Source organism: uncultured Parabacteroides sp., from assembly GCF_905196875.1.
Classification (GTDB): Bacteria; Bacteroidota; Bacteroidia; order Bacteroidales; family Tannerellaceae; genus Parabacteroides.
Map to the genome: position 1 here is coordinate 1 of NZ_CAJJWO010000095.1, position 17,922 is coordinate 17,922.

At 45.5% G+C, this 17,922-nt stretch carries 20 protein-coding genes and 1 tRNA gene; 13 read left to right on the top strand and 8 right to left on the bottom strand.

Translation table 11 applies throughout. The annotated features are described in order from the left end of the window. The 5 genes from QZ076_RS20090 to ribD all read right to left on the bottom strand — a co-directional run. The coding region (locus QZ076_RS20090; RefSeq protein WP_293716728.1) for a hypothetical protein at window positions 1-187 on the bottom strand (187 nt) is incomplete at its 3' end. 14 nt (window positions 188-201) lie between these two features. Next, a complete protein-coding gene (locus QZ076_RS20095; protein ID WP_293716730.1) occupies window positions 202-945 on the bottom strand; it encodes an isoprenyl transferase in 744 nt (247 codons plus the stop codon). Between the two features lie 7 nt (window positions 946-952). Continuing rightward, a complete protein-coding gene (locus tag QZ076_RS20100; RefSeq protein WP_293716732.1) occupies window positions 953-1,672 on the bottom strand; it encodes a DUF6089 family protein in 720 nt (239 codons plus the stop codon). Window positions 1,673-1,752: 80 nt separating this feature from the next. Next, the gene (locus tag QZ076_RS20105; protein WP_293716734.1) at window positions 1,753-3,129 is read right to left on the bottom strand and encodes a DUF6242 domain-containing protein; all 1,377 of its coding nucleotides are present in this window, start codon (window positions 3,127-3,129) and stop codon (window positions 1,753-1,755) included. Window positions 3,130-3,238: 109 nt separating this feature from the next. Then, the gene (gene ribD, locus QZ076_RS20110) at window positions 3,239-4,300 is read right to left on the bottom strand and encodes a bifunctional diaminohydroxyphosphoribosylaminopyrimidine deaminase/5-amino-6-(5-phosphoribosylamino)uracil reductase RibD (RefSeq protein ID WP_293716736.1); all 1,062 of its coding nucleotides are present in this window, start codon (window positions 4,298-4,300) and stop codon (window positions 3,239-3,241) included. Window positions 4,301-4,354: 54 nt separating this feature from the next. On the opposite strand from ribD, the gene prmC reads away from it, so the two are divergent. The 6 genes from prmC (at window position 4,355) to QZ076_RS20140 (ending at window position 7,302) form a co-directional block, all read left to right on the top strand. Next, window positions 4,355-5,215: a peptide chain release factor N(5)-glutamine methyltransferase gene (prmC, locus tag QZ076_RS20115; RefSeq protein WP_293716738.1), complete on the top strand. Its 861-nt coding sequence runs from the start codon at window positions 4,355-4,357 to the stop codon at window positions 5,213-5,215. Continuing rightward, complete coding sequence (locus QZ076_RS20120) at window positions 5,203-5,694, top strand: regulatory protein RecX (protein ID WP_293716740.1); 492 nt, start codon at window positions 5,203-5,205, stop codon at window positions 5,692-5,694. Before prmC ends, QZ076_RS20120 begins: the two co-directional genes overlap by 13 nt. Continuing rightward, complete coding sequence (locus QZ076_RS20125) at window positions 5,675-6,361, top strand: ComF family protein (protein ID WP_293716742.1); 687 nt, start codon at window positions 5,675-5,677, stop codon at window positions 6,359-6,361. The genes QZ076_RS20120 and QZ076_RS20125 overlap by 20 nt, the downstream gene beginning before the upstream one ends. 56 nt (window positions 6,362-6,417) lie before the next feature. Further along, a complete protein-coding gene (locus tag QZ076_RS20130) occupies window positions 6,418-6,711 on the top strand; it encodes a nucleotidyltransferase domain-containing protein (RefSeq protein ID WP_293716744.1) in 294 nt (97 codons plus the stop codon). A 74-nt stretch (window positions 6,712-6,785) separates the two neighbouring features. Next, window positions 6,786-6,914, top strand: a complete 129-nt coding sequence (locus tag QZ076_RS20135; RefSeq protein ID WP_293716764.1) for a HepT-like ribonuclease domain-containing protein — start codon at window positions 6,786-6,788, stop codon at window positions 6,912-6,914. A 4-nt stretch (window positions 6,915-6,918) separates the two neighbouring features. Continuing rightward, a complete protein-coding gene (locus tag QZ076_RS20140) occupies window positions 6,919-7,302 on the top strand; it encodes a hypothetical protein (RefSeq protein ID WP_293716746.1) in 384 nt (127 codons plus the stop codon). A gap of 296 nt (window positions 7,303-7,598) precedes the next feature. Here the strand turns inward: QZ076_RS20140 and QZ076_RS20145 are convergent, their stop codons facing one another. The 3 genes from QZ076_RS20145 to QZ076_RS20155 form a co-directional block, all read right to left on the bottom strand. Then, window positions 7,599-10,664: a DUF6383 domain-containing protein gene (locus tag QZ076_RS20145; RefSeq protein ID WP_293716748.1), complete on the bottom strand. Its 3,066-nt coding sequence runs from the start codon at window positions 10,662-10,664 to the stop codon at window positions 7,599-7,601. A gap of 494 nt (window positions 10,665-11,158) precedes the next feature. Beyond that, a complete protein-coding gene (locus QZ076_RS20150; protein ID WP_293716750.1) occupies window positions 11,159-13,516 on the bottom strand; it encodes a DUF3987 domain-containing protein in 2,358 nt (785 codons plus the stop codon). A 26-nt stretch (window positions 13,517-13,542) separates the two neighbouring features. Next, on the bottom strand, window positions 13,543-13,779 hold the full coding sequence (locus QZ076_RS20155) for a DUF4248 domain-containing protein (RefSeq protein ID WP_293716752.1): 237 nt from the start codon (window positions 13,777-13,779) through the stop codon (window positions 13,543-13,545). A gap of 212 nt (window positions 13,780-13,991) precedes the next feature. Between QZ076_RS20155 and QZ076_RS20160 the strand changes: the two genes are divergently transcribed. The 7 genes from QZ076_RS20160 to QZ076_RS20190 all read left to right on the top strand — a co-directional run bounded on the left by QZ076_RS20160 (window position 13,992) and on the right by QZ076_RS20190 (window position 17,850). Next, on the top strand, window positions 13,992-14,435 hold the full coding sequence (locus QZ076_RS20160) for an HU family DNA-binding protein (protein ID WP_293716754.1): 444 nt from the start codon (window positions 13,992-13,994) through the stop codon (window positions 14,433-14,435). Between the two features lie 34 nt (window positions 14,436-14,469). Next, complete coding sequence (locus QZ076_RS20165) at window positions 14,470-14,640, top strand: hypothetical protein (RefSeq protein WP_293716756.1); 171 nt, start codon at window positions 14,470-14,472, stop codon at window positions 14,638-14,640. 174 nt (window positions 14,641-14,814) lie between these two features. Next, window positions 14,815-15,453, top strand: a complete 639-nt coding sequence (gene pyrE, locus QZ076_RS20170; protein ID WP_046148268.1) for an orotate phosphoribosyltransferase — start codon at window positions 14,815-14,817, stop codon at window positions 15,451-15,453. Window positions 15,454-15,469: 16 nt separating this feature from the next. Beyond that, window positions 15,470-15,880, top strand: a complete 411-nt coding sequence (locus tag QZ076_RS20175) for an SRPBCC family protein (RefSeq protein WP_293716758.1) — start codon at window positions 15,470-15,472, stop codon at window positions 15,878-15,880. 10 nt (window positions 15,881-15,890) lie between these two features. Next, the gene (gene argH, locus QZ076_RS20180; RefSeq protein ID WP_293716760.1) at window positions 15,891-17,228 is read left to right on the top strand and encodes an argininosuccinate lyase; all 1,338 of its coding nucleotides are present in this window, start codon (window positions 15,891-15,893) and stop codon (window positions 17,226-17,228) included. 4 nt (window positions 17,229-17,232) lie between these two features. Continuing rightward, window positions 17,233-17,688: a hypothetical protein gene (locus QZ076_RS20185; protein ID WP_293716762.1), complete on the top strand. Its 456-nt coding sequence runs from the start codon at window positions 17,233-17,235 to the stop codon at window positions 17,686-17,688. A gap of 89 nt (window positions 17,689-17,777) precedes the next feature. Next, window positions 17,778-17,850, top strand: a tRNA-Gly gene (locus QZ076_RS20190). Window positions 17,851-17,922: the final 72 nt, after the last annotated feature.

Here is a 17,922-nt window from a genome sequence, read left to right on the forward strand (position 1 = left end):
ACACGAAATCATCATAATTCTTAATACCCGTTACCTTTATGTCGGCAATCTTATACCGTTTGGGAAACGAATAATTAATGACCGGCACTTCTGCCGGTGCTTCAACCTTGGTAGTGTCACTTTCCTGGGCAAATGCTCCGCAGGCAAAACCTAGGAAAATAAAAAACAGCACTATTCTTTTGTACATATAACAGCTATTGTTTATAAGATTAATTGCTCACTTGTTTTACCGAAACGACGTTCGCGTTGCTGGTAATACAATATAGCTTCATACAACTCTTCTTCTCTGAATGCCGGCCAATACACATCGGTAAAGAAGAATTCCGCATAAGACGCCTGCCACAGCAGGAAGTTGCTGATGCGTTTTTCTCCGCCGGTTCGGATCAATAGATCCGGATCGGGAATGCCTTTAGTCGTTAGGTGGTCCGAGACAACTGTCTCGGTTATATCGTTGGGGTTTATTTTCTTTTCCTGTACTTGAACAGCGAGCTGTCTGACAGCTTCCGTTATCTCCCAGCGGGAAGAATAACTGAGAGCCAATACGAGCGTGGTACCTGTATTGGCAGATGTTTGTTTTATACAATCCAGCAAAGTGGCATGTGCATCTTCGGGCAGACGGTCCAGATTACCGATAGCCATCAGACGGACATTATTTTTCATCAGATCCGGCGTTTCACGATGGATGGCCGACACCAGCAAGCTCATCAGAGCCTTTACTTCTGCTTCCGGACGATTCCAGTTTTCTGTTGAAAAGGTGTACACTGTAAGGTACTTCAGCCCAATAGCCGTTGCCGCCTCAACTACTTTACGTACGGAGACAACGCCTTCCTGGTGTCCATAGCTCCGGTCTTTTCCCTGCGCTTTGGCCCAACGTCCGTTTCCATCCATAATAATCGCCACATGTTGCGGCAAGCGATTTTTGTCTATTTCCTCAATCAATGACATAGTGTTTTCAGTATCTAAACGTACTGTTGCTGTTTATACTATTACATGGCCTGTTACGCGGACCGAAGTCCCAGGTAACAGATAGCAGTAAAAATGAATACCAATCTTTGTTCTTCAAGAAACTGCCACCGGTCTGATAAGGATTATCCAATATTGCATTGCTATCGTCCGTCACATCGAAATTATCTCCGAATAATTTACGGAACGAGAACTCGCAACCCAGGTTGATCCTGTTCTTGACCTTATATTTCACTCCTACCCCTAACGGGATATTCGGCCCGAAAAACATTTTATTCCCTGTACCCACTGTGACACCCAGTCCCAGGAGAACATACGGAGTAAAACGCTTCGCCCCTGCATAAGCAAATTTATCACTGTACGGCATGAAGTTGAACTCCATCTGGCCGCCCAGCTCTATCAGGCTACGGCTGAACGATGCTTGCGCATTGTCAGGAAAAACATTTTCCAGTCCTTCCGTACTGCCGGATACCTGCCCCCACATCAGATTGCTTTTAAAGGCCCATCTGAAATTGGGATTATAACGGAACACAACCCCTACCGCGGGGTTCATCCCTTTGAAGAAAGCATTCTTGTTGGCATCCCCCATATAGAAGGCGCCTCCTGCCATCCCGCCTATTTCATATTTATATTCCTGTGCGTGGAGACCGGTAAATGAGCCGGCCAGCAGTATCAGTATAAGAATCCGTTGAAAAAAAGTTGAAGTCATAAACGATGCTATTATATTACTACACTTCTTTTTCTAACGTCAAATTCTTCCTAAAATTATACTTTCCTCCACGAACTTTATCAATCCTTAAAACCTAAACGGTTTATACGGCCCTTCCAGATCTGATCCAGATCATTTGCACTATTGTTCTCCTTACCGCCGAAAATCAGCATAAATTTCTCTTTATCCACCAACACAGAAGCAAAACCTCTGGCCTTATAATTTTTCGGCATAACAACTAATGTATCCGACAATGTCCACGACACACCGCCATCTATGGAGAAATAAATATCTTTCAGAGCTTTATTCGAACCGTCGATACCGCCTACCATACAGAACTTATCATCGTAAGTAGAAAGCATAACACCTTCTCTCTTATCAAAATAATCCGACTCCATATCGGTTAACAACACCCAGGAAGTACCGGTCATAGTACTCCAGGCCGCGTTCAGCAGTTTACCGTCTTTATCTTTTCCGGCAACAACCGTAAGACTTTCACGGAACATATTCAGACTCGACAAAGAGCCGAAACCGCTCACCGGGAAACCGGCCGGAACAACATCACCTGTTGTCCATCCCATATCCTTATCCATTATTGCATAATTCAATGTACCGTTATTATCAACAATAGTAGCCAAAGCCGACGGTTGATTCAAACCACCGTTTTTTATTGCACCCAATACTGTTTTAACCGACGGAGCTTGATCAACCAGCGTCCACTTCTGTCCGTCAACCGACTGATAAAGTGCACCTTTCGTTGTAGGCACATACAAAGCATCTTCATATTCGGTCATCTGGGACAAACGAACTTCACCGGCAGGCAGACCTTCCAACGAAAGTTCCGTCCAGCTTTTTCCATCCGACACGGAAGAACTCTTCAAAGAATATCCCTTACCGGCATCGGCTGCTTGCACGTACATATAATAGTACTCGTCATTTTCAGCTCCCCAGGTAATTACTTTCTGTTCTTTTACAGGGAAACCGAATACGTTATCTGCATACAGATCCCACGACATAGAGTCGGGCACCACCTGATGCACATTCACTTGAGTTATATACGTTTTCTTGGTAATCCCGTCATAGGCAGTCGTTACCATTTTAACGGGTTTAGAGAAATCCAGAGAGTCCGACAAATTCCAGTAATAGGTAGAATCAGGCAAAGCATCCTGGGTTACTTCGATAGAAGCCAAACCATTAGCATACGTTACCGTACAAACGACTTTTTCTATTACAGTTCCAAAAGGCAGGGAGTCCGGATTATAAATACGTCCGTTCACCTGATCGATCACAAACTTCACTGTATCCAACTTGCCACCAAGAATCGAATCATGCTTTACTTTAAACGTAGTAATCTGACAATCCTTTGGTAACTCATACTCATTATCGTCTGATCCCAGACAGGAAGACAATAACAATGCAATACATCCCGCTACAAATAGTACTATTCTATTTTTCATCCAAAAATAAGTTTGTTGCATATAAAGCCACAAAAGTAGAAACATTTTTTGCTTTATACCCAATATCGGCTAATATTTATAATATTTTAGTTCCGTTAAACCACTTCGCTCACTGATTTTTCCGTGAAAAAACAGATATTACATGATCCTGGCGTTTAATCACCTCCGTTAACGACAAAGAGGGAGCCAGGTTTATATCCGGTGCTTTTACACCCGCTTCCAGAAAAACCGGAGCTGTCTCGACAAACATCTTATCCCAAAGATCTTCCTGCAAAAAATGTCCAAGAAGCGTGGCGCCCCCCTCAACCATCAGGGAATTCAGTTTGCGGGTATACAATTCATGTAAGACTTGCGGCAAGACAGGTTGTAAAAAATCGATCTTTACATACTCCACATTTTCCCGGCTCACCGCATCTTCAGACGTAAAGACCAACGTCTTGACCGACCCGTCGAATAAATGATTACCGGAAGGGACACGCAATGTCTTGTCGAGTACGACCCTTACAGGCGATTTTCCCGCCCAATGCCGTACCGTCAACGACGGATTATCCAACAAGGCCGTCTGTGTACCCACCATAATGGCAGCCACATTGGCACGCAGACAGTGCACCCTGCGAAGTGTCTCTGCCGACGAAAGAACAACTGCCGGAGTGGAACTGTCCGTCCGCACCCGATCCATAAAACCATCGGCACTCTGCGCCCATTTCAGATAGACGTAAGGGCGCCCCAGTTGTTGGAAAGTCATAAAATCACGGTTCAGTTCCCAGGCTTCCTGCTCCATCACTCCGGTCACCACCTCTACCCCGGCTTCCCGTAACATCCTTACCCCTCTTCCCGACACCTCCGGGAAAGGATCCAGACACCCTATCACAACACGTGGAATCTGCTTTCTGATGATCAATTCCGCACAGGGAGGCGTCTTCCCATAATGGGAACAAGGCTCCAGACTGACGTATATCGTAGACTCTTTCAACAAAGATTCATCCTTTACCGAAGCGATCGCGTTCACCTCGGCATGCGCTTCGCCGCACTTCCTGTGATACCCTTCCCCGATAATTTTGCCCTGGTGCACAACCACGGCTCCCACCATCGGATTAGGCGCCACATTTCCTGCCCCGCCCCGGGCCAGTGAAATACAACGAGCCATATATTTATTTTCAACCTCGACCATTTTCTTTGCTTATAAATGGTTTTTGCATTACTTTTGCACTAAAATTAAATTATCATGACTGAGACCGTCGCTTATATACAAGACACGCTGAAAGACTATTATCCACTAAGTGAAATCAAGGCATTCACCCGCCTGATAATGGAACGTGTGTGCGATATTCAGCCACATCAATTCTTACTTTGCAAAGATAAAGAATTATCCGAGAAGGAAAAGTCTGAGATTCATAATATCGTAGAACGGCTCACCAAATACGAACCGATCCAATATATTTTTGGAAAAACGGATTTCTACGGATTTGAATTCGAGGTAAACCCCTCCGTATTGATCCCGCGTCCTGAAACCGAGGAGTTGGTCGAACTGATCGTCCATGATTATCCTCAAAAGAAAGAACTGGATATACTCGACGTAGGAACCGGCAGCGGCTGTATTGCCATTACTTTGAAGAAGTTGCTGAACAAATCGCAAGTATACGCGCTCGACATTTCGGAAGAAGCCCTGAAAACAGCCAAACGAAATGCGGTACGCAACAGGGCCATAATCACCTTCTTCCAAAAAGATATCCTGACCCCGTCAAAAACGGCAGATTCTATCGAAGAAGAGTTCGACATCATCGTCAGCAACCCTCCTTACATCATGGAGAAGGAGAAGGCTTCCATGGAAGCCAATGTACTCGACTACGAGCCTTCACTGGCCCTGTTCGTTCCCGACGACAATCCGCTATTGTATTACCACCGCATCACGATGTTTGCGGAACAGAAGCTGAAGAAGAAAGGATACATTTACTTCGAGATCAACTCCCAGCTGGGAGAACAAACGGTCAATATGCTCCGTCTGATGGAATTCAAGAATGTCGAACTTATACAAGACCTGTCGGGAAAAGACCGTTTTGTAAAAGCACAGACATGGAACAGATAACGGAAGCCGAAATGCTGCGGCGTGCAGCAGCCTATTGCTCTACTGCCGAACGTTGCATACAGGACGTGCAGAAGAAGATACAAGCGGCCGGCCTCACCTCAGAGGAAGGTGAGCGGATCATTGCCCGCCTGCTTCAGGAAAAGTTTATCGACGAAGCCCGTTTTACCGGTTACTTTGTAAATGACAAATTGCGTTTCAACAAATGGGGACGCATCAAGATCGCATACGAACTGCATAAAAAAAACATTCCTGCCTCCATCCGTGCGGAGGCCTTGGAAGGAATCGACGAAAAAGAATATGAAGATATCCTCCTTGCCTTACTGAAAGCAAAGAAAAAGTCTGTCAAAGGCAAAGACGAAAGGGATATCTACACCAAACTCCTCCGCTTTGCCGCCGGCCGTGGTTTCGAGAGCCGTGAAGCAATACGTTGCCTGAAACAATTATTCAAAGGGAACGATTATGAGGAAGACTTTGAATAACCTGTTGGATCTGTTCTTTCCAAAGCTTTGTCTGTTATGTAACGACCCGCTTATGGGAGGTGAGGAACATTTCTGCCTCAAATGTTTGTGTAACCTGCCTCGTACCGGTTTCGACTACCTGAAAGAGAACCCGGTCACTCATCTGTTCACCGGTAAAGTAGCCATCGATCATGCAGCGGCTTTCCTGCATTACGAACGGGGAGGCCATGTGCAGCAGCTTATCCACGAATTGAAATATAATGATAATAAAGAGATCGGTTTCCGCTTGGGACGTATGGCAGGGCAGAATTACCGGCAAGCCATCCTCTCCGACCTTCCCGACCTGATCCTCCCTGTCCCCCTCCATCCCAAAAAGAAAAAGAAACGCGGCTACAACCAGTCGGAATGGATCGCCCGAGGCATAAACAGCGTACTGAAACTTCCCGTCGATACCAACAGCCTGTGCCGCATCCGTGCGAACGAAACCCAGACAAAGAAACCGATATACGACCGCTGGCTGAACGTACAGGAAATCTTCTCCGTTGCCAATCCAGAGGCCCTCGAGGGCAAACATATCCTGCTAATCGACGATGTTATCACAACCGGCTCTACCCTCAGTGCATGCGCCGAAGCCCTGCTGACCGTCCCAGGGGTACAGGTGAGTGTGCTGGCGGTGGCGATAGCGTAAAGAATTGCAGATATAAAGAATTATGCATAACTTTGTTTCTACTAAAGACAAGCAATATGAAATCAACTACCGAATACATAAACATTCTACGGGACTACATGGCAAAGAATGCTTCGAAATACAGCATTACACGTATGGGGATATTTGGTTCTGTTGCCCGGGGGGAACAGACGGAAGACAGCGATGTAGATGTCTATCTGGAAACATCAACTCCCAGCATGTTTGCATTAGTTCATATAAAAGAAGATTTGCAAGCGCTATTTGGTTGCAATGTAGATATAGTTCGCCTTCGTGAACGCATGGATACATTACTGAAGAACAGGATAGAGAAGGAGGGCATTTATGTATGACACTGAAATAATCCGTTCTTCTTTATTGAAGGTAGAAATAGCAATCGACAGAATATTGGAAAGGCGTTATGGGCATGAGAGATATTATAGCACATCACTATTTCGATATTGATGCAGATGTAGTTTTTGATGTAATGAAAAACAATTTGCCAGCAGTAAAGGAAACAATTGATAAAATGATAACCAAACTATTTAATACATAAAGACATGGACATATTCGATTTATTCTTTAGAACAGGGCCTGCCATTCAAGTGATTTTCAAGCTGGGGTTTATGCCCGGGGAGAATGAATTCTATGAATTGACTTGTCAGCAGTATCAAGATTACTTTGAGACATTCGGACATACGGATGAGAAAGTCTTTATCTTACTTCCTGAAGATAAAGACAAATATAAAGAATTCGCTGCCGGAGATACTTTTTGTATGACGGAGTCGGAAAAGGACAGCCTGAAGGATGGAATAGCCGTCATCGAAAAATACTGCCAGGAGAGCGGCAAGCAGTTCAACAGCATGCATGAAAAACTATCTTATGTCGCTTCACGATTACCCGATGCGTTCAGCAAAGGGACACCATTTGCTGTAGAGAAATAAGATGTATGTTTTATGGCAGGGAGCCCCCTCTTTTGCCAATATAAGTACTCCATTATTAAAGTAGCCTAGCAATCACAGAACATTCTTTTTCTATATACGAAAGCCCGATAGAGTAATCTACCGGGCTTTGTTTTTGTCTGTCTTCGCTCTTCACAGAGATCGAACAGAAGAACTTTATTTCATTACTTTAGTATTAATATCGACTGCTTATTCACCCTCTCGGGATACTTGGATATTCATTTGTAGAGAAAACCGCACAGTCAATTTAGAATTATTTGATTATAAATAATTGCTTATTATTTTACGATTGCTTTAACAGCAGCTTCGCCTTCTACGGCTACGATTACTACACCTGCAGGAGCAGAGATAGTTTCATTGTCAGAAGAGATTACTGTGTTAGCAATTGACTGACCAAGAACGTTGCTTACAACAACCTTCTTGCCCTGAGCACCAACAATCTGAACAGCACCTTCAGCTGCAATTACTTTTACAGAAGATGTTGTTACAGCTTCGTTAGACACAGGAGAATCGCCCTCGCCCAATGTAACAACCAAAGCCTTTGCAGCATCAGCTGTGAAACCTAACTTACCGTTCAGGCTATACAGGTATCTGCCGTCTTCTTTTGATGCGATCAGATATTCACCTTCTACATCTTTATCAGCCAGGAAGATATTGTATTTGAAGTTATCAAGACCTCCTAATACAGTTTTAGCATCGTTCGCTTCTTTGGTAACTACAGCAGCTTCGCCATCGATTGTTGTAGTAAGCGTATCGATAGCCGCGATAGTAGCTGCACGGAAGATTGCTTTTGCATTATATGCATCAGCGGCTGTTTCTTCGAGCATATATCTCTTGTCTACTTTTGCGATAGCACCACCTTCATTGAACAAGCTCAGTGAGTCGGTAGAGTTGTACATGAACAGACGTTCTGCCGGAGCTTCTGCATCAGCCTTAGTTGTTGCAGGCATAGCCATTGAGATATAGAAAGAAGGAATAGTTGCTTTGCTATCGGCAGTATCCAACCAGAAAGTCAGACCTTCTGCTTTCAAGATACCTTCAGTAATACCGTCTACAGACTGCATTGCAACAGAACCCAATACGTTATCGAATGTAGCATGACGACCTACAGCTGGCAAAGAAACTCTATCTGCATTTGCAGAAGTCAACGTGATAGCAGCGAAGTCTGCATCTTTAGGGGCAAAGAATAAAGCTGTTTGGTTATCGAATGCTGTCTTATCTGCCTTCGGAGCAATTGCTTTAGCATTATAAGTAGCGAATGCAGTATAATTAGCAACAGCACCAATAGCAGCAGAACTTGAATTAACCACAGTCATAGCATAAGTACCGTCAAGATTCTTTCTGAATACGAATTCACCTGTACCTGCAGCATCAGCAGTAGCTTTATAATCACCCAATTCAACAAACGAATGTTTCAAATAACACTTATCCTTTTCAGTTCCCGCAGCCTTCAAAGTATAAGAAGGAACAAACAAAGTATCTTTAGCAGTCTTTACAACTTCACCATCCAAATAAGCATAAGTCAGTTCATTCTGGATATAATCAGTCTCACCTTTGGCATTAGCTGCCTTTGCAAAAATAAAGTTTGCAGTAGCTTCTTTTGCTGACGGCTTGTAAGTAGTAGGAGTTGCAGCATCAAACTTACCATAGAAAGTCTTTGCACCGAAATTAGCATCCTTACCTGAGAAGCTCAAGCTCACAGCAACCTTCATTTCGTCTTTGCTCAAGTTCAGGTACGAGTTTGTTGCAGCGATGCTGTTGAACTTAACGGTTTTGTTGACAAGAGCCTTCTTTGCTGTAGAACCAGATGCATAGATGTTTGCAACGCTATTAGCTGTTCCTGCTGAAACAATCTTATATTCGTTAGCCACCTTTGTAGGCAACAATGTCAATTCAAGTGTATTTACAGCAGCAGAAGCTTCTCTGTTTGTAAAAGTAAATGTGTTTTGTCCATCAAAACCAGTTACCACCCACTGTGAAAGCGGAGAAGCGAAACCACCCAGCTTATCAAGCGGAAGAGCCTGAAGTTCGAAAGCAGAAGCACCGGCAGCAGCTACCAGATATTTGTGGTATTCAGTGTTGTTGTCATCAGCTTCTTCACTTGTGCTCGGCACACCGCTAGTAAAGTAAATATTTACCACATTCATTGTATTTTTCAACAGGATTGAAGCATCCAGGTCGGCAGAGATACCGTTTGTTGCCAAAGAAAGTTTGCCTTTGTTTGCTTCAGTAACTGTTGTGATATAAGATTTAGCATCAGTGGCAGTGAAGCGCATAGCACCTGCGTAAAGACTAGCACTACCAGATACAATATCAGTATGCGGAGTTAATTTCAACTCATAAGCACCCGGATTGTTAGTCTTATCTAATTCTGTGATTGCAAAACCTGCGTTTTTAACAACGTCTGCAGCAAAAACATCTACAGCCTTTTCCATTACAAACTTCATACCTTCACCTTCCGGCACATTCGCAATTTCATACTTTGTGTCTTTTTTCAAAGTAACGACCTTGATACCATCGGCTTTGATAGCAGTCAAAGCAGCTGCTTCATCTGCCAATACACCGTCTGTCATTTTTGCCTTAACAGCATTCAGTTTTGCTGCCGGACCTACCAGGAAGTAAGTTGTATTAGTTTCAAGATCACCAAGATTGGTTTTAGTACCAGGAGTCGTAACTGCCAACATCTCCTGAGCAAAGATATTATCTTCAAACAGTGTTGTTCCTTCAGGAATAGCAAAGTTCAATGAAAAACTTCCTGCCAAGCCGTTCAGGTCGGCTGCTGTAACTACGGCTGATTCGTTGTAAGGTTTTACAAGATCAGTACCGGCAAAAGAAATAGCCGGAGTAGAAGCTACACCAATGCCTTTTGCCCCTTCCAGGAAAGCAGATATTGAAGTGAAAGCAAGCTTATCGCCTACTACCATGAATTTGTTGGTAGCAACAATTGTAGTTCCTTTATTTTCGTCATCTGCTGTTGCAACTGCAGCTTTCTGTGTATAAACATACTTACCCCCCACCTTCAAGCTGAAGATTGAGTTACCTGCAATTAGTTCATAATCACAAACTTCAAAAAGAGCAGCATTATCTTTAGAAGCATCCGGTGTTCCAAATGTTACACCTTCTACATCCTTCAGATCTCCTTTTGTAAACTTAACATCAGAAACAGTTAGGCAACCATTAGCACCATCACTTAAATAAAACTTCACCCCATTTTTGAGCTTTGCATCACCCGAAATCGCATTAAGCGTTTTAGTCCCGCTCAATGCCGCATACGCATTATTACTAAACGATAGCCCCACCAACAGCAAGACCATTGTCAAAATAGTAGAAAACTTTTTGTTCATAATCAATAAATTTAATATTAATAATAGTGTTATAAATAACCTCTTACAACCTGCTCCCTGCAGGTCTGTCATACCCAATGACTAGCTAAAACGATCGTTTAAATTAGTCACACTTTAAGAGACGATTTGATTTCATAACAAAAAGTCGCAATTTCGTACTCGCTTTGCTATTCTGTTGATAAGAAAGAAGATAGGAATGTGAAAAAAATCAGTGGAAATGATTGGTTATTCAAAATGATGTTTTAATTTTGTGACGAGAAAAAACGATCGATTTTTTTAGTCAGTCTTTTTTCATCCACTAGCCTTGTTATTCATAGTCTTAGTTACTGTTGTGAATTTAAGTTAATAAACTTATCTTTTATGACCCGTTCTCAAACGGATGCTTACCCGTTGGGGCTTCGATAACTACCCGTTGATCGACCGATAACTACCCATTTTCAATGGGACAAAGATTAGATCTCTTATCATAAAAGTCTCAATAATCTCAATAATCTCTACCCTATTCCTGAAGTAGCGACATTTTCTCCGGAGTCCGTTTTCTGATAACAACCTCCTCCCAATGAGATACATAACCCATAATCCTGCGCCTTTTTCAGCATCCGGAAAACGCTTGCACGGCTGATGCCGCGGACAACTGCCTCCTGAAGGATATCGGCTGTTTTAAACTTCTTCGGCATGGCGGCGAACAGGTCGCGCTGGGCGGTAGGTACCTTAAAATGCGTATCCGTGTCGCTATGTTTCAAAGTAGTACTTACCAGCATCGAATGGCGCATACAGATGGTACCGATTTCGAAGGCCGTTTCGAAATCATCGTCGGAGATACTCCAATTACGTTGGTCTATACGTGCTTCCCCTTTACGCAGGGCGGTAAGTACCATCGCCATACGGAAGATGATCAACCGGTGACGCAAAACGACGGAGGTCACATCTTCATTACCGAACACGCGTACATTATAATATTCACGTGAGAAATAACGGTCGAGCTTTTTACGCTGACGGTCGGTGAAGCTCACAAACGTAGGCGAATCCTTCAGAAACAGCGCGATATCGAGCATACGCAACCCCAGGTCGTCATAGTAGAATGCATTCTTAAACACATTATCCGACGATGTAAGCGGACGGTACACCGGATTACCGCCGATACGATAGATCAGCAGACGACTATAGAGGCCGTTTTCGGTAGAGGGCACCAACTGGGGCAACATGCCGGGCGTACCGGTAACAAACATACCCAGCTGCGGACGTTCGGTCAGACACGAGCCGTTGGTTTTCGATGAGCAACTTACCGCCTCGTGATGGAATGCCTGGTTAAGGACGTAACCGTAGCCTCCAAAATCCTGCGACATGGTGTTGTTGATCGACTCGAGTTCGGTTTCGTACAAGAGCGATGCGAAAGGCAAATTGGCCTCCAACTGCTCGATCAGACGGGCTGTGGTGGTATAACCGCTCACATGAAGTTGCTTCTGGCGCACCACCCCGGGTTCTTCGGGAGGCGTACCGCTCAGGGCCTTGCCCTTCGACTGGCGCTGTTGCAGCTTGTAGAGCTCATAGGCTTCTTTCTTCTTGTTGTTTTCTTCCACTTCACGACGCGAGTTGTCGGACACATTGCGCTGCCAGTATTCCACTACCTTATGCACCCGGTTGATACATCCTTTGCCACTTCCCGAAGCTCCGATCACGATGGCATAGAAAGGGGGATAGCATACTTCGTTGTTCATCAGCCCGCTTACCCCCGGCAGTGCGGTGGCGATCATGGTCAGTCCAGAAAGCATCAGCAAGTCGTATTCGGTGTCGTCGGTGGCCGGCTTCAAAACGTCCGAGAGGAGGGGTGGAAGGTTATTAAAATGCCCTATCCCGAAGCGTATAAAATCAGCTTCTCCAGGTTCATAATCAGGGCCTATAGGCGAATCATCCGACAAAGTGCCATCTTCGGAAACGGGGTCGAGATTTTTGAGATTTTTGATACTCTTTCCGTTCATTTTACCCGCAGGCGGAACATACGATTTGCTGCCGTGGGCCGCCCGATAACGGCGGTAGATGTCGGTCACGGTGGTCAGGATCTCCTTCTCATCAAAGCCGGGAGCGGTGTAGCGGTAGAGGCATTCGGCCGTCACTTCGGATTCGCTGAAACCGGCGCTGTTGAGAGCCGAAGCGAGTCGCACCACGTAGCTATGGCGGTTGCCGTCGGTGAAAGGGTTGTTCGTTTCAAACTTGTCGATATAGTTGGCCACCGAACGCGGTTCGGCCTGCGAGAGAAGATCGGCTTTGTCGGGGCCGACGGGAATGTGTACTGCTTCTGCCTCTTCCTTATAAAAGGCCGACGGGTCGTAACTGACGAAGCAACCGCGGTTAGGATCTTTGCCCGAAGGGTCTACCTTTACGCCCGGCAGGTCGGCTTCAAGCAGGCGGCTTACCACAGCGAAGGCCTGCGCGTGGCGTTCCATATCGCTGTCTACCAGCACGAAGAGTTTTAGGCCGGTACCCGAAGGACTGATATGGCCGGCTTTCACATAAGGCAGTTCACCGGCACGGGCGAGTAGCTCCGAAGGTGATCCGGGCACATGGTCGAGGTCGCCCGTCACACAGCCGGAGTACTCTACCAGGTGCTCGCGTTTGCGGCCACCATCCATCCGTCTGCCTGCCACCAACAGGGGAAGGTTCTTTTTACAGGCATTCGCCTCTTCCTGATGGCCGGAGGCTACCAGGGCACGAACGCTTTCCACTTGTTTTTTGTACTTCCCGTTTACTACGTCGTTGAAATAACTACCGAGGGTGACCGGCGTGTAAGAAAGGGTGTCGAATGCTGTTTTGAACAGGGTACATTCAACGCTTTGACTAGTTAGGTCTTTCATTGTAAATAAATTTGGTTTAAACATTATCAGGGTTCCCCCAGATGATCGATCAGTACGCCTACTTGCTTCGGCGTATAGAGTTTTTGAAATTTTACCCATCCGGCGGCTTCCAATTTGGCTTTGAGGCCGCGCGAGGTGCGTATCCATTCCCACATGCGTTTATAGGCAACCACCGGCGTGTGACCGGGAAAATAGAGTTGGGCGAATTCCGTTACCCCATACGCTCTCCCCCAGGGAGACGGTTCTGTTTTTTTGTCTTCCATATTTTTCTGATATTTAAATATTTAGAATACCACAATATAAGAATAATATCAATACGTTGTTAGGTTTCAGACGGATATTTACCGAAAAAATAATACATACTGATTATCCCGCACCTTTCCGCAGCATCCTTTCAGTGGCAATGGGTGTATTATCTTTGCAATGTAGTCAAGAGAAAGACTTTTAATACACTAACCCTTAAACATTTAAAGTTATGTCAGTAAAGTACAAGCTGGTCTTGAAAAAAGACCTTACGAAAGGTGCGGCAGAAGGAGCCAAACGGTATTATGCCTCTGCCCCGGTAAGCGGAACGATGAATTTTAACTCGATCTGCGATGTGATAGCCGACCGCTCGACAGCGAGCGATGGCGACGTAGCCCTGGTAGTGCGCGGCCTGCTACGTGCAACCGAAGAGGCGTTGTTACGTAATGAAGTAGTGGAACTGGATACGCTGGGGCGCTTACGCCTGTCGCTGGGCAGCTCGGGCTCGGTGCTCGAAAAGGACTTCCAGGCGAGCATGATCCGCAAGCCGAAGATCATCTTCACCCCCGGCGCCCGGCTGCGTGCCATGCTCGAAAAGATCAGCCTGGAGCGTATCGGCAAAGAGCCGGAGCAACCGGGCGGTGGTGGCGAAGACGACCGTCCTGTTATCGAATAGTTTAAATTATCCATCTTATAAACAACAACATCTTATGGCAAAAATTAAAAAAATCATCGAATTCATTCTCGCTTTGCTTAATTTTTTGTTTCACTTTAAACCCACACCGGATGAAGAAACACCTGCTCCTGTTGAAATCTATCCCCCTTCTGTTGCGCCGCCTGGCAAAGAAAGGGCTGAACCTGTATTTGAAACTATCCCTTAGGATACGGTTGAAAATTTAGTAAAGGCTGCCTGTCAATGTGTTCCCCGCACTGACAGGCAGCCATTTGTTTTCAATAACATCTTTTCAGGCAGTCATTTTTTTCGGTATCTACAAGGTTATATCATTCTGTTTAGCTACTTTTGCACTTTGATATAAATATATATGTAGGATTGTATGAAAACACTGGAAAGATTAGTTGCAGAGAAATTATTAAAAATTAAAGCCGTTAAATTACAACCGGCCAATCCGTTCACCTGGGCTTCCGGCTGGAAATCTCCGATTTACTGTGATAACAGAAAAACGCTTTCTTATCCGGCTGTTCGTAGTTTCATCAAACTGGAACTGGCACGTGTGATCAGCGAAAAATACGAAAACGCAGACGCCATCGCAGGAGTTGCCACAGGAGCTATCGCACAGGGTGCGTTGGTTGCCGATTTGTTGGGATTGCCTTTTGTTTACATCCGCGCAACGCCGAAAGATCACGGACTGGAAAACCTTATCGAAGGAGAATTGAAACCGGGATCGAAAGTAGTAATCATCGAAGACCTGGTATCGACCGGTGGCAGCAGTTTGAAAGCCGTACAGGCAGTGCGTAACTTCGGTTGCGACGTGGTAGGTATGGTTGCCATCTTCACACACGGTTTCCCTGTCGCTGCACAGCAGTTCAAAGATGCTAAAGTGACGCTGACTACACTGAGCAATTACGATGCCGTTATCGAAGAAGCTGTACGTACAGACTATATCGACGAATCGGAAATCGCTACGCTACAGGAATGGCGTAAAGACCCTGCAAACTGGAATCCGGAAGCTTAATCACAACGAGTACAGGATGACAGAATTTGTAAGTGAGATCAAAACGATCCCTCACAATGAGGATCGTGTCTACGAAATGCTATCCGACCTTTCCAACCTGGAACGGGTCAAGGATCGCATTCCGCAGGATAAAATCAAAGACTTTGAGTTCGACAGCGACTCTTGCAGTTTCGCTGTCGATCCCGTAGGTAAGATACGTTTCGAGATCGTTGAACGCGAACCGAACAAAACAATCAAATTTACTACAACCAACTCGCCCGTTCCCCTTTTCCTCTGGATCCAGCTGAAACAGGTGGAAGAGAACGACACGCGGTTGAAAATGACGATCCGCGCCGATCTGAACCCGTTTATCAAACCGATGGTATCAAAACCGTTGCAGGACGCACTCGACAAAATATCAACTGTGATTGCCTCCCTGCCCTATTAATCTCCGCATTATGGCTCAGAAACTTTGGGAAAAAAATGTACAGGTAGACAAGGAAGTCGAAACCTTTACCGTTGGCCGGGACCGTGAAATGGATCTTTACCTGGCTAAGTATGACGTTCTCGGCTCGATGGCCCATATCACGATGCTGGAAAGTATCGGGCTACTCACGAAAGAGGAACTGACAGTTCTGCTGGCAGAACTGAAAAATATCTATGCCGTTGCCGACAGCGGCCAGTTCGTTATCGAAGAGGGCGTGGAAGACGTTCATTCGCAGGTGGAACTGATGCTGACACGCCGTCTGGGCGATGTAGGCAAAAAGATACACAGCGGACGTTCGCGCAACGACCAGGTATTGCTCGACCTGAAACTGTACACGCGTGCACAGATACAGGAGTTGGTGGAACTGACGAACGACCTGTTCGAGGTGCTGATCAGCCAGAGCAACCGTTATAGCGAAGTACTGATGCCGGGATATACGCATTTGCAGGTAGCAATGCCTTCGTCGTTCGGTCTTTGGTTCGGTGCGTATGCCGAAAGCCTGGCTGACGATTTGCAGATGATGCAGGCGGCTTACAAGGTGTGCAACCGCAATCCGCTGGGTTCGGCTGCCGGATATGGTTCGTCTTTCCCGCTGAACCGCAGCATGACGACCGGACTGTTAGGCTTCGACTCGATGGACTACAACGTGGTGTATGCACAGATGGGACGTGGCAAGATGGAACGTACGGTGGCTTTTGCGATGGCAGGTATTGCCGCAACGCTTTCGAAGCTGGCGTTCGACGCTTGTATGTTCAACAGCCAGAATTTCGGTTTCATCAAGTTGCCGGATCAGTTCACGACGGGATCGAGCATTATGCCGCACAAGAAAAATCCGGATGTGTTCGAGCTGACGCGTGCGAAATGTAATAAAATACAGGGATTGCCGCAACAGATCACGCTGATAGCCAACAATCTGCCGTCGGGTTACTTCCGCGACCTGCAGATCATCAAAGAAGTGTTCCTGCCTGCTTTCGACGAGCTGAAGGATTGCCTTCGTATGGTAACCCACATGATGCGCGAAGTGAAGGTAAACGATCATATTCTCGACGACGATAAATATTCCTTACTGTTCAGCGTGGAAGAGGTAAACCGCCTCGTCCTGGAAGGTGTTCCTTTCCGCGACGCTTACAAACAGGTGGGTCTGGAGATCGAAGCGGGCAATTTCACGCCGAATAAGACTGTGAACCATACACATGAGGGTAGTATCGGTAATCTGTGTAACGACAGTATTTCCGCCCTGATGCAAAATATTATCGACGGTTTCTCGTTTAATAAGGTAAACGAAGCTGAAAAGAAACTGTTAGCATAATAAGATGAAAAGAATATTTTTTTGTTTGGTGGTGTTGCTGGTGATGTCGTGCAATAAAGTGAATGTGTCGAACATTCCTTATGCACGGGTATACCTCGAACTGGATTTGCAGTTCAAAGACAAAGATCTGGTAGGTTCCCTTAACTTCAAAGAGATCACAAGCGCGGCAGGCCAAAATTACGGTACACAGCTCGGTTATTCGGGCGTGTTGGTCGTAAACGGTTTCAGCGCCACTACGGGAGGTACCCAATATTATGCTTATGATTTGTGCTGCCCTCACGAAGCCGAAAAGAATATTAAAGTAAAAGCAGATAATACCGGTTGGGCACAATGTCCGGAATGCGGAACAAAGTACGAAATAGCGTATGGCTCTGGAACTCCGTCAGATGGCCCGTCAGAATTTGCACTTACGAAGTTTAATGTCACTCAAAGAGGGAGTGAGTTATTAATCCAATATTAAAAAAATCGGCACTTAAAGCTAATTTTTTTATCCGATTATTTGCAGATATAAAAAAGTTATCTACCTTTGCACACGCAAACGCAAAGAACGCGAAAGTAGCTCAGTTGGTAGAGCATAACCTTGCCAAGGTTAGGGTCGCGGGTTCGAATCCCGTCTTTCGCTCATCTCTTAAGAGAAAGGGATGCTCGAATGGTGGAATGGTAGACACGAAGGACTTAAAATCCTTTGGCCATT

Excerpts from the sequence above, each read along its gene's own strand:
- QZ076_RS20185 (WP_293716762.1), top strand. The coding sequence starts at position 17,233 with ATGAAAAGAATATTTTTTTGTTTGGTGGTGTTGCTGGTGATGTCGTGC.
- prmC (WP_293716738.1), top strand. The coding sequence starts at position 4,355 with ATGACTGAGACCGTCGCTTATATACAAGACACGCTGAAAGACTATTAT.
- QZ076_RS20130 (WP_293716744.1), top strand. The coding sequence starts at position 6,418 with ATGAAATCAACTACCGAATACATAAACATTCTACGGGACTACATGGCA.
- QZ076_RS20120 (WP_293716740.1), top strand. The coding sequence starts at position 5,203 with ATGGAACAGATAACGGAAGCCGAAATGCTGCGGCGTGCAGCAGCCTAT.
- QZ076_RS20155 (WP_293716752.1), bottom strand. The coding sequence starts at position 13,779 with ATGGAAGACAAAAAAACAGAACCGTCTCCCTGGGGGAGAGCGTATGGG.
- QZ076_RS20105 (WP_293716734.1), bottom strand. The coding sequence starts at position 3,129 with ATGAAAAATAGAATAGTACTATTTGTAGCGGGATGTATTGCATTGTTA.
- QZ076_RS20125 (WP_293716742.1), top strand. The coding sequence starts at position 5,675 with ATGAGGAAGACTTTGAATAACCTGTTGGATCTGTTCTTTCCAAAGCTT.
- QZ076_RS20095 (WP_293716730.1), bottom strand. The coding sequence starts at position 945 with ATGTCATTGATTGAGGAAATAGACAAAAATCGCTTGCCGCAACATGTG.
- QZ076_RS20145 (WP_293716748.1), bottom strand. The coding sequence starts at position 10,664 with ATGAACAAAAAGTTTTCTACTATTTTGACAATGGTCTTGCTGTTGGTG.
- QZ076_RS20100 (WP_293716732.1), bottom strand. The coding sequence starts at position 1,672 with ATGACTTCAACTTTTTTTCAACGGATTCTTATACTGATACTGCTGGCC.
- QZ076_RS20175 (WP_293716758.1), top strand. The coding sequence starts at position 15,470 with ATGACAGAATTTGTAAGTGAGATCAAAACGATCCCTCACAATGAGGAT.
- ribD (WP_293716736.1), bottom strand. The coding sequence starts at position 4,300 with ATGGTCGAGGTTGAAAATAAATATATGGCTCGTTGTATTTCACTGGCC.
- argH (WP_293716760.1), top strand. The coding sequence starts at position 15,891 with ATGGCTCAGAAACTTTGGGAAAAAAATGTACAGGTAGACAAGGAAGTC.
- QZ076_RS20140 (WP_293716746.1), top strand. The coding sequence starts at position 6,919 with ATGGACATATTCGATTTATTCTTTAGAACAGGGCCTGCCATTCAAGTG.
- QZ076_RS20150 (WP_293716750.1), bottom strand. The coding sequence starts at position 13,516 with ATGAAAGACCTAACTAGTCAAAGCGTTGAATGTACCCTGTTCAAAACA.
- QZ076_RS20165 (WP_293716756.1), top strand. The coding sequence starts at position 14,470 with ATGGCAAAAATTAAAAAAATCATCGAATTCATTCTCGCTTTGCTTAAT.
- QZ076_RS20160 (WP_293716754.1), top strand. The coding sequence starts at position 13,992 with ATGTCAGTAAAGTACAAGCTGGTCTTGAAAAAAGACCTTACGAAAGGT.
- pyrE (WP_046148268.1), top strand. The coding sequence starts at position 14,815 with ATGAAAACACTGGAAAGATTAGTTGCAGAGAAATTATTAAAAATTAAA.
- QZ076_RS20135 (WP_293716764.1), top strand. The coding sequence starts at position 6,786 with ATGAGAGATATTATAGCACATCACTATTTCGATATTGATGCAGATGTA.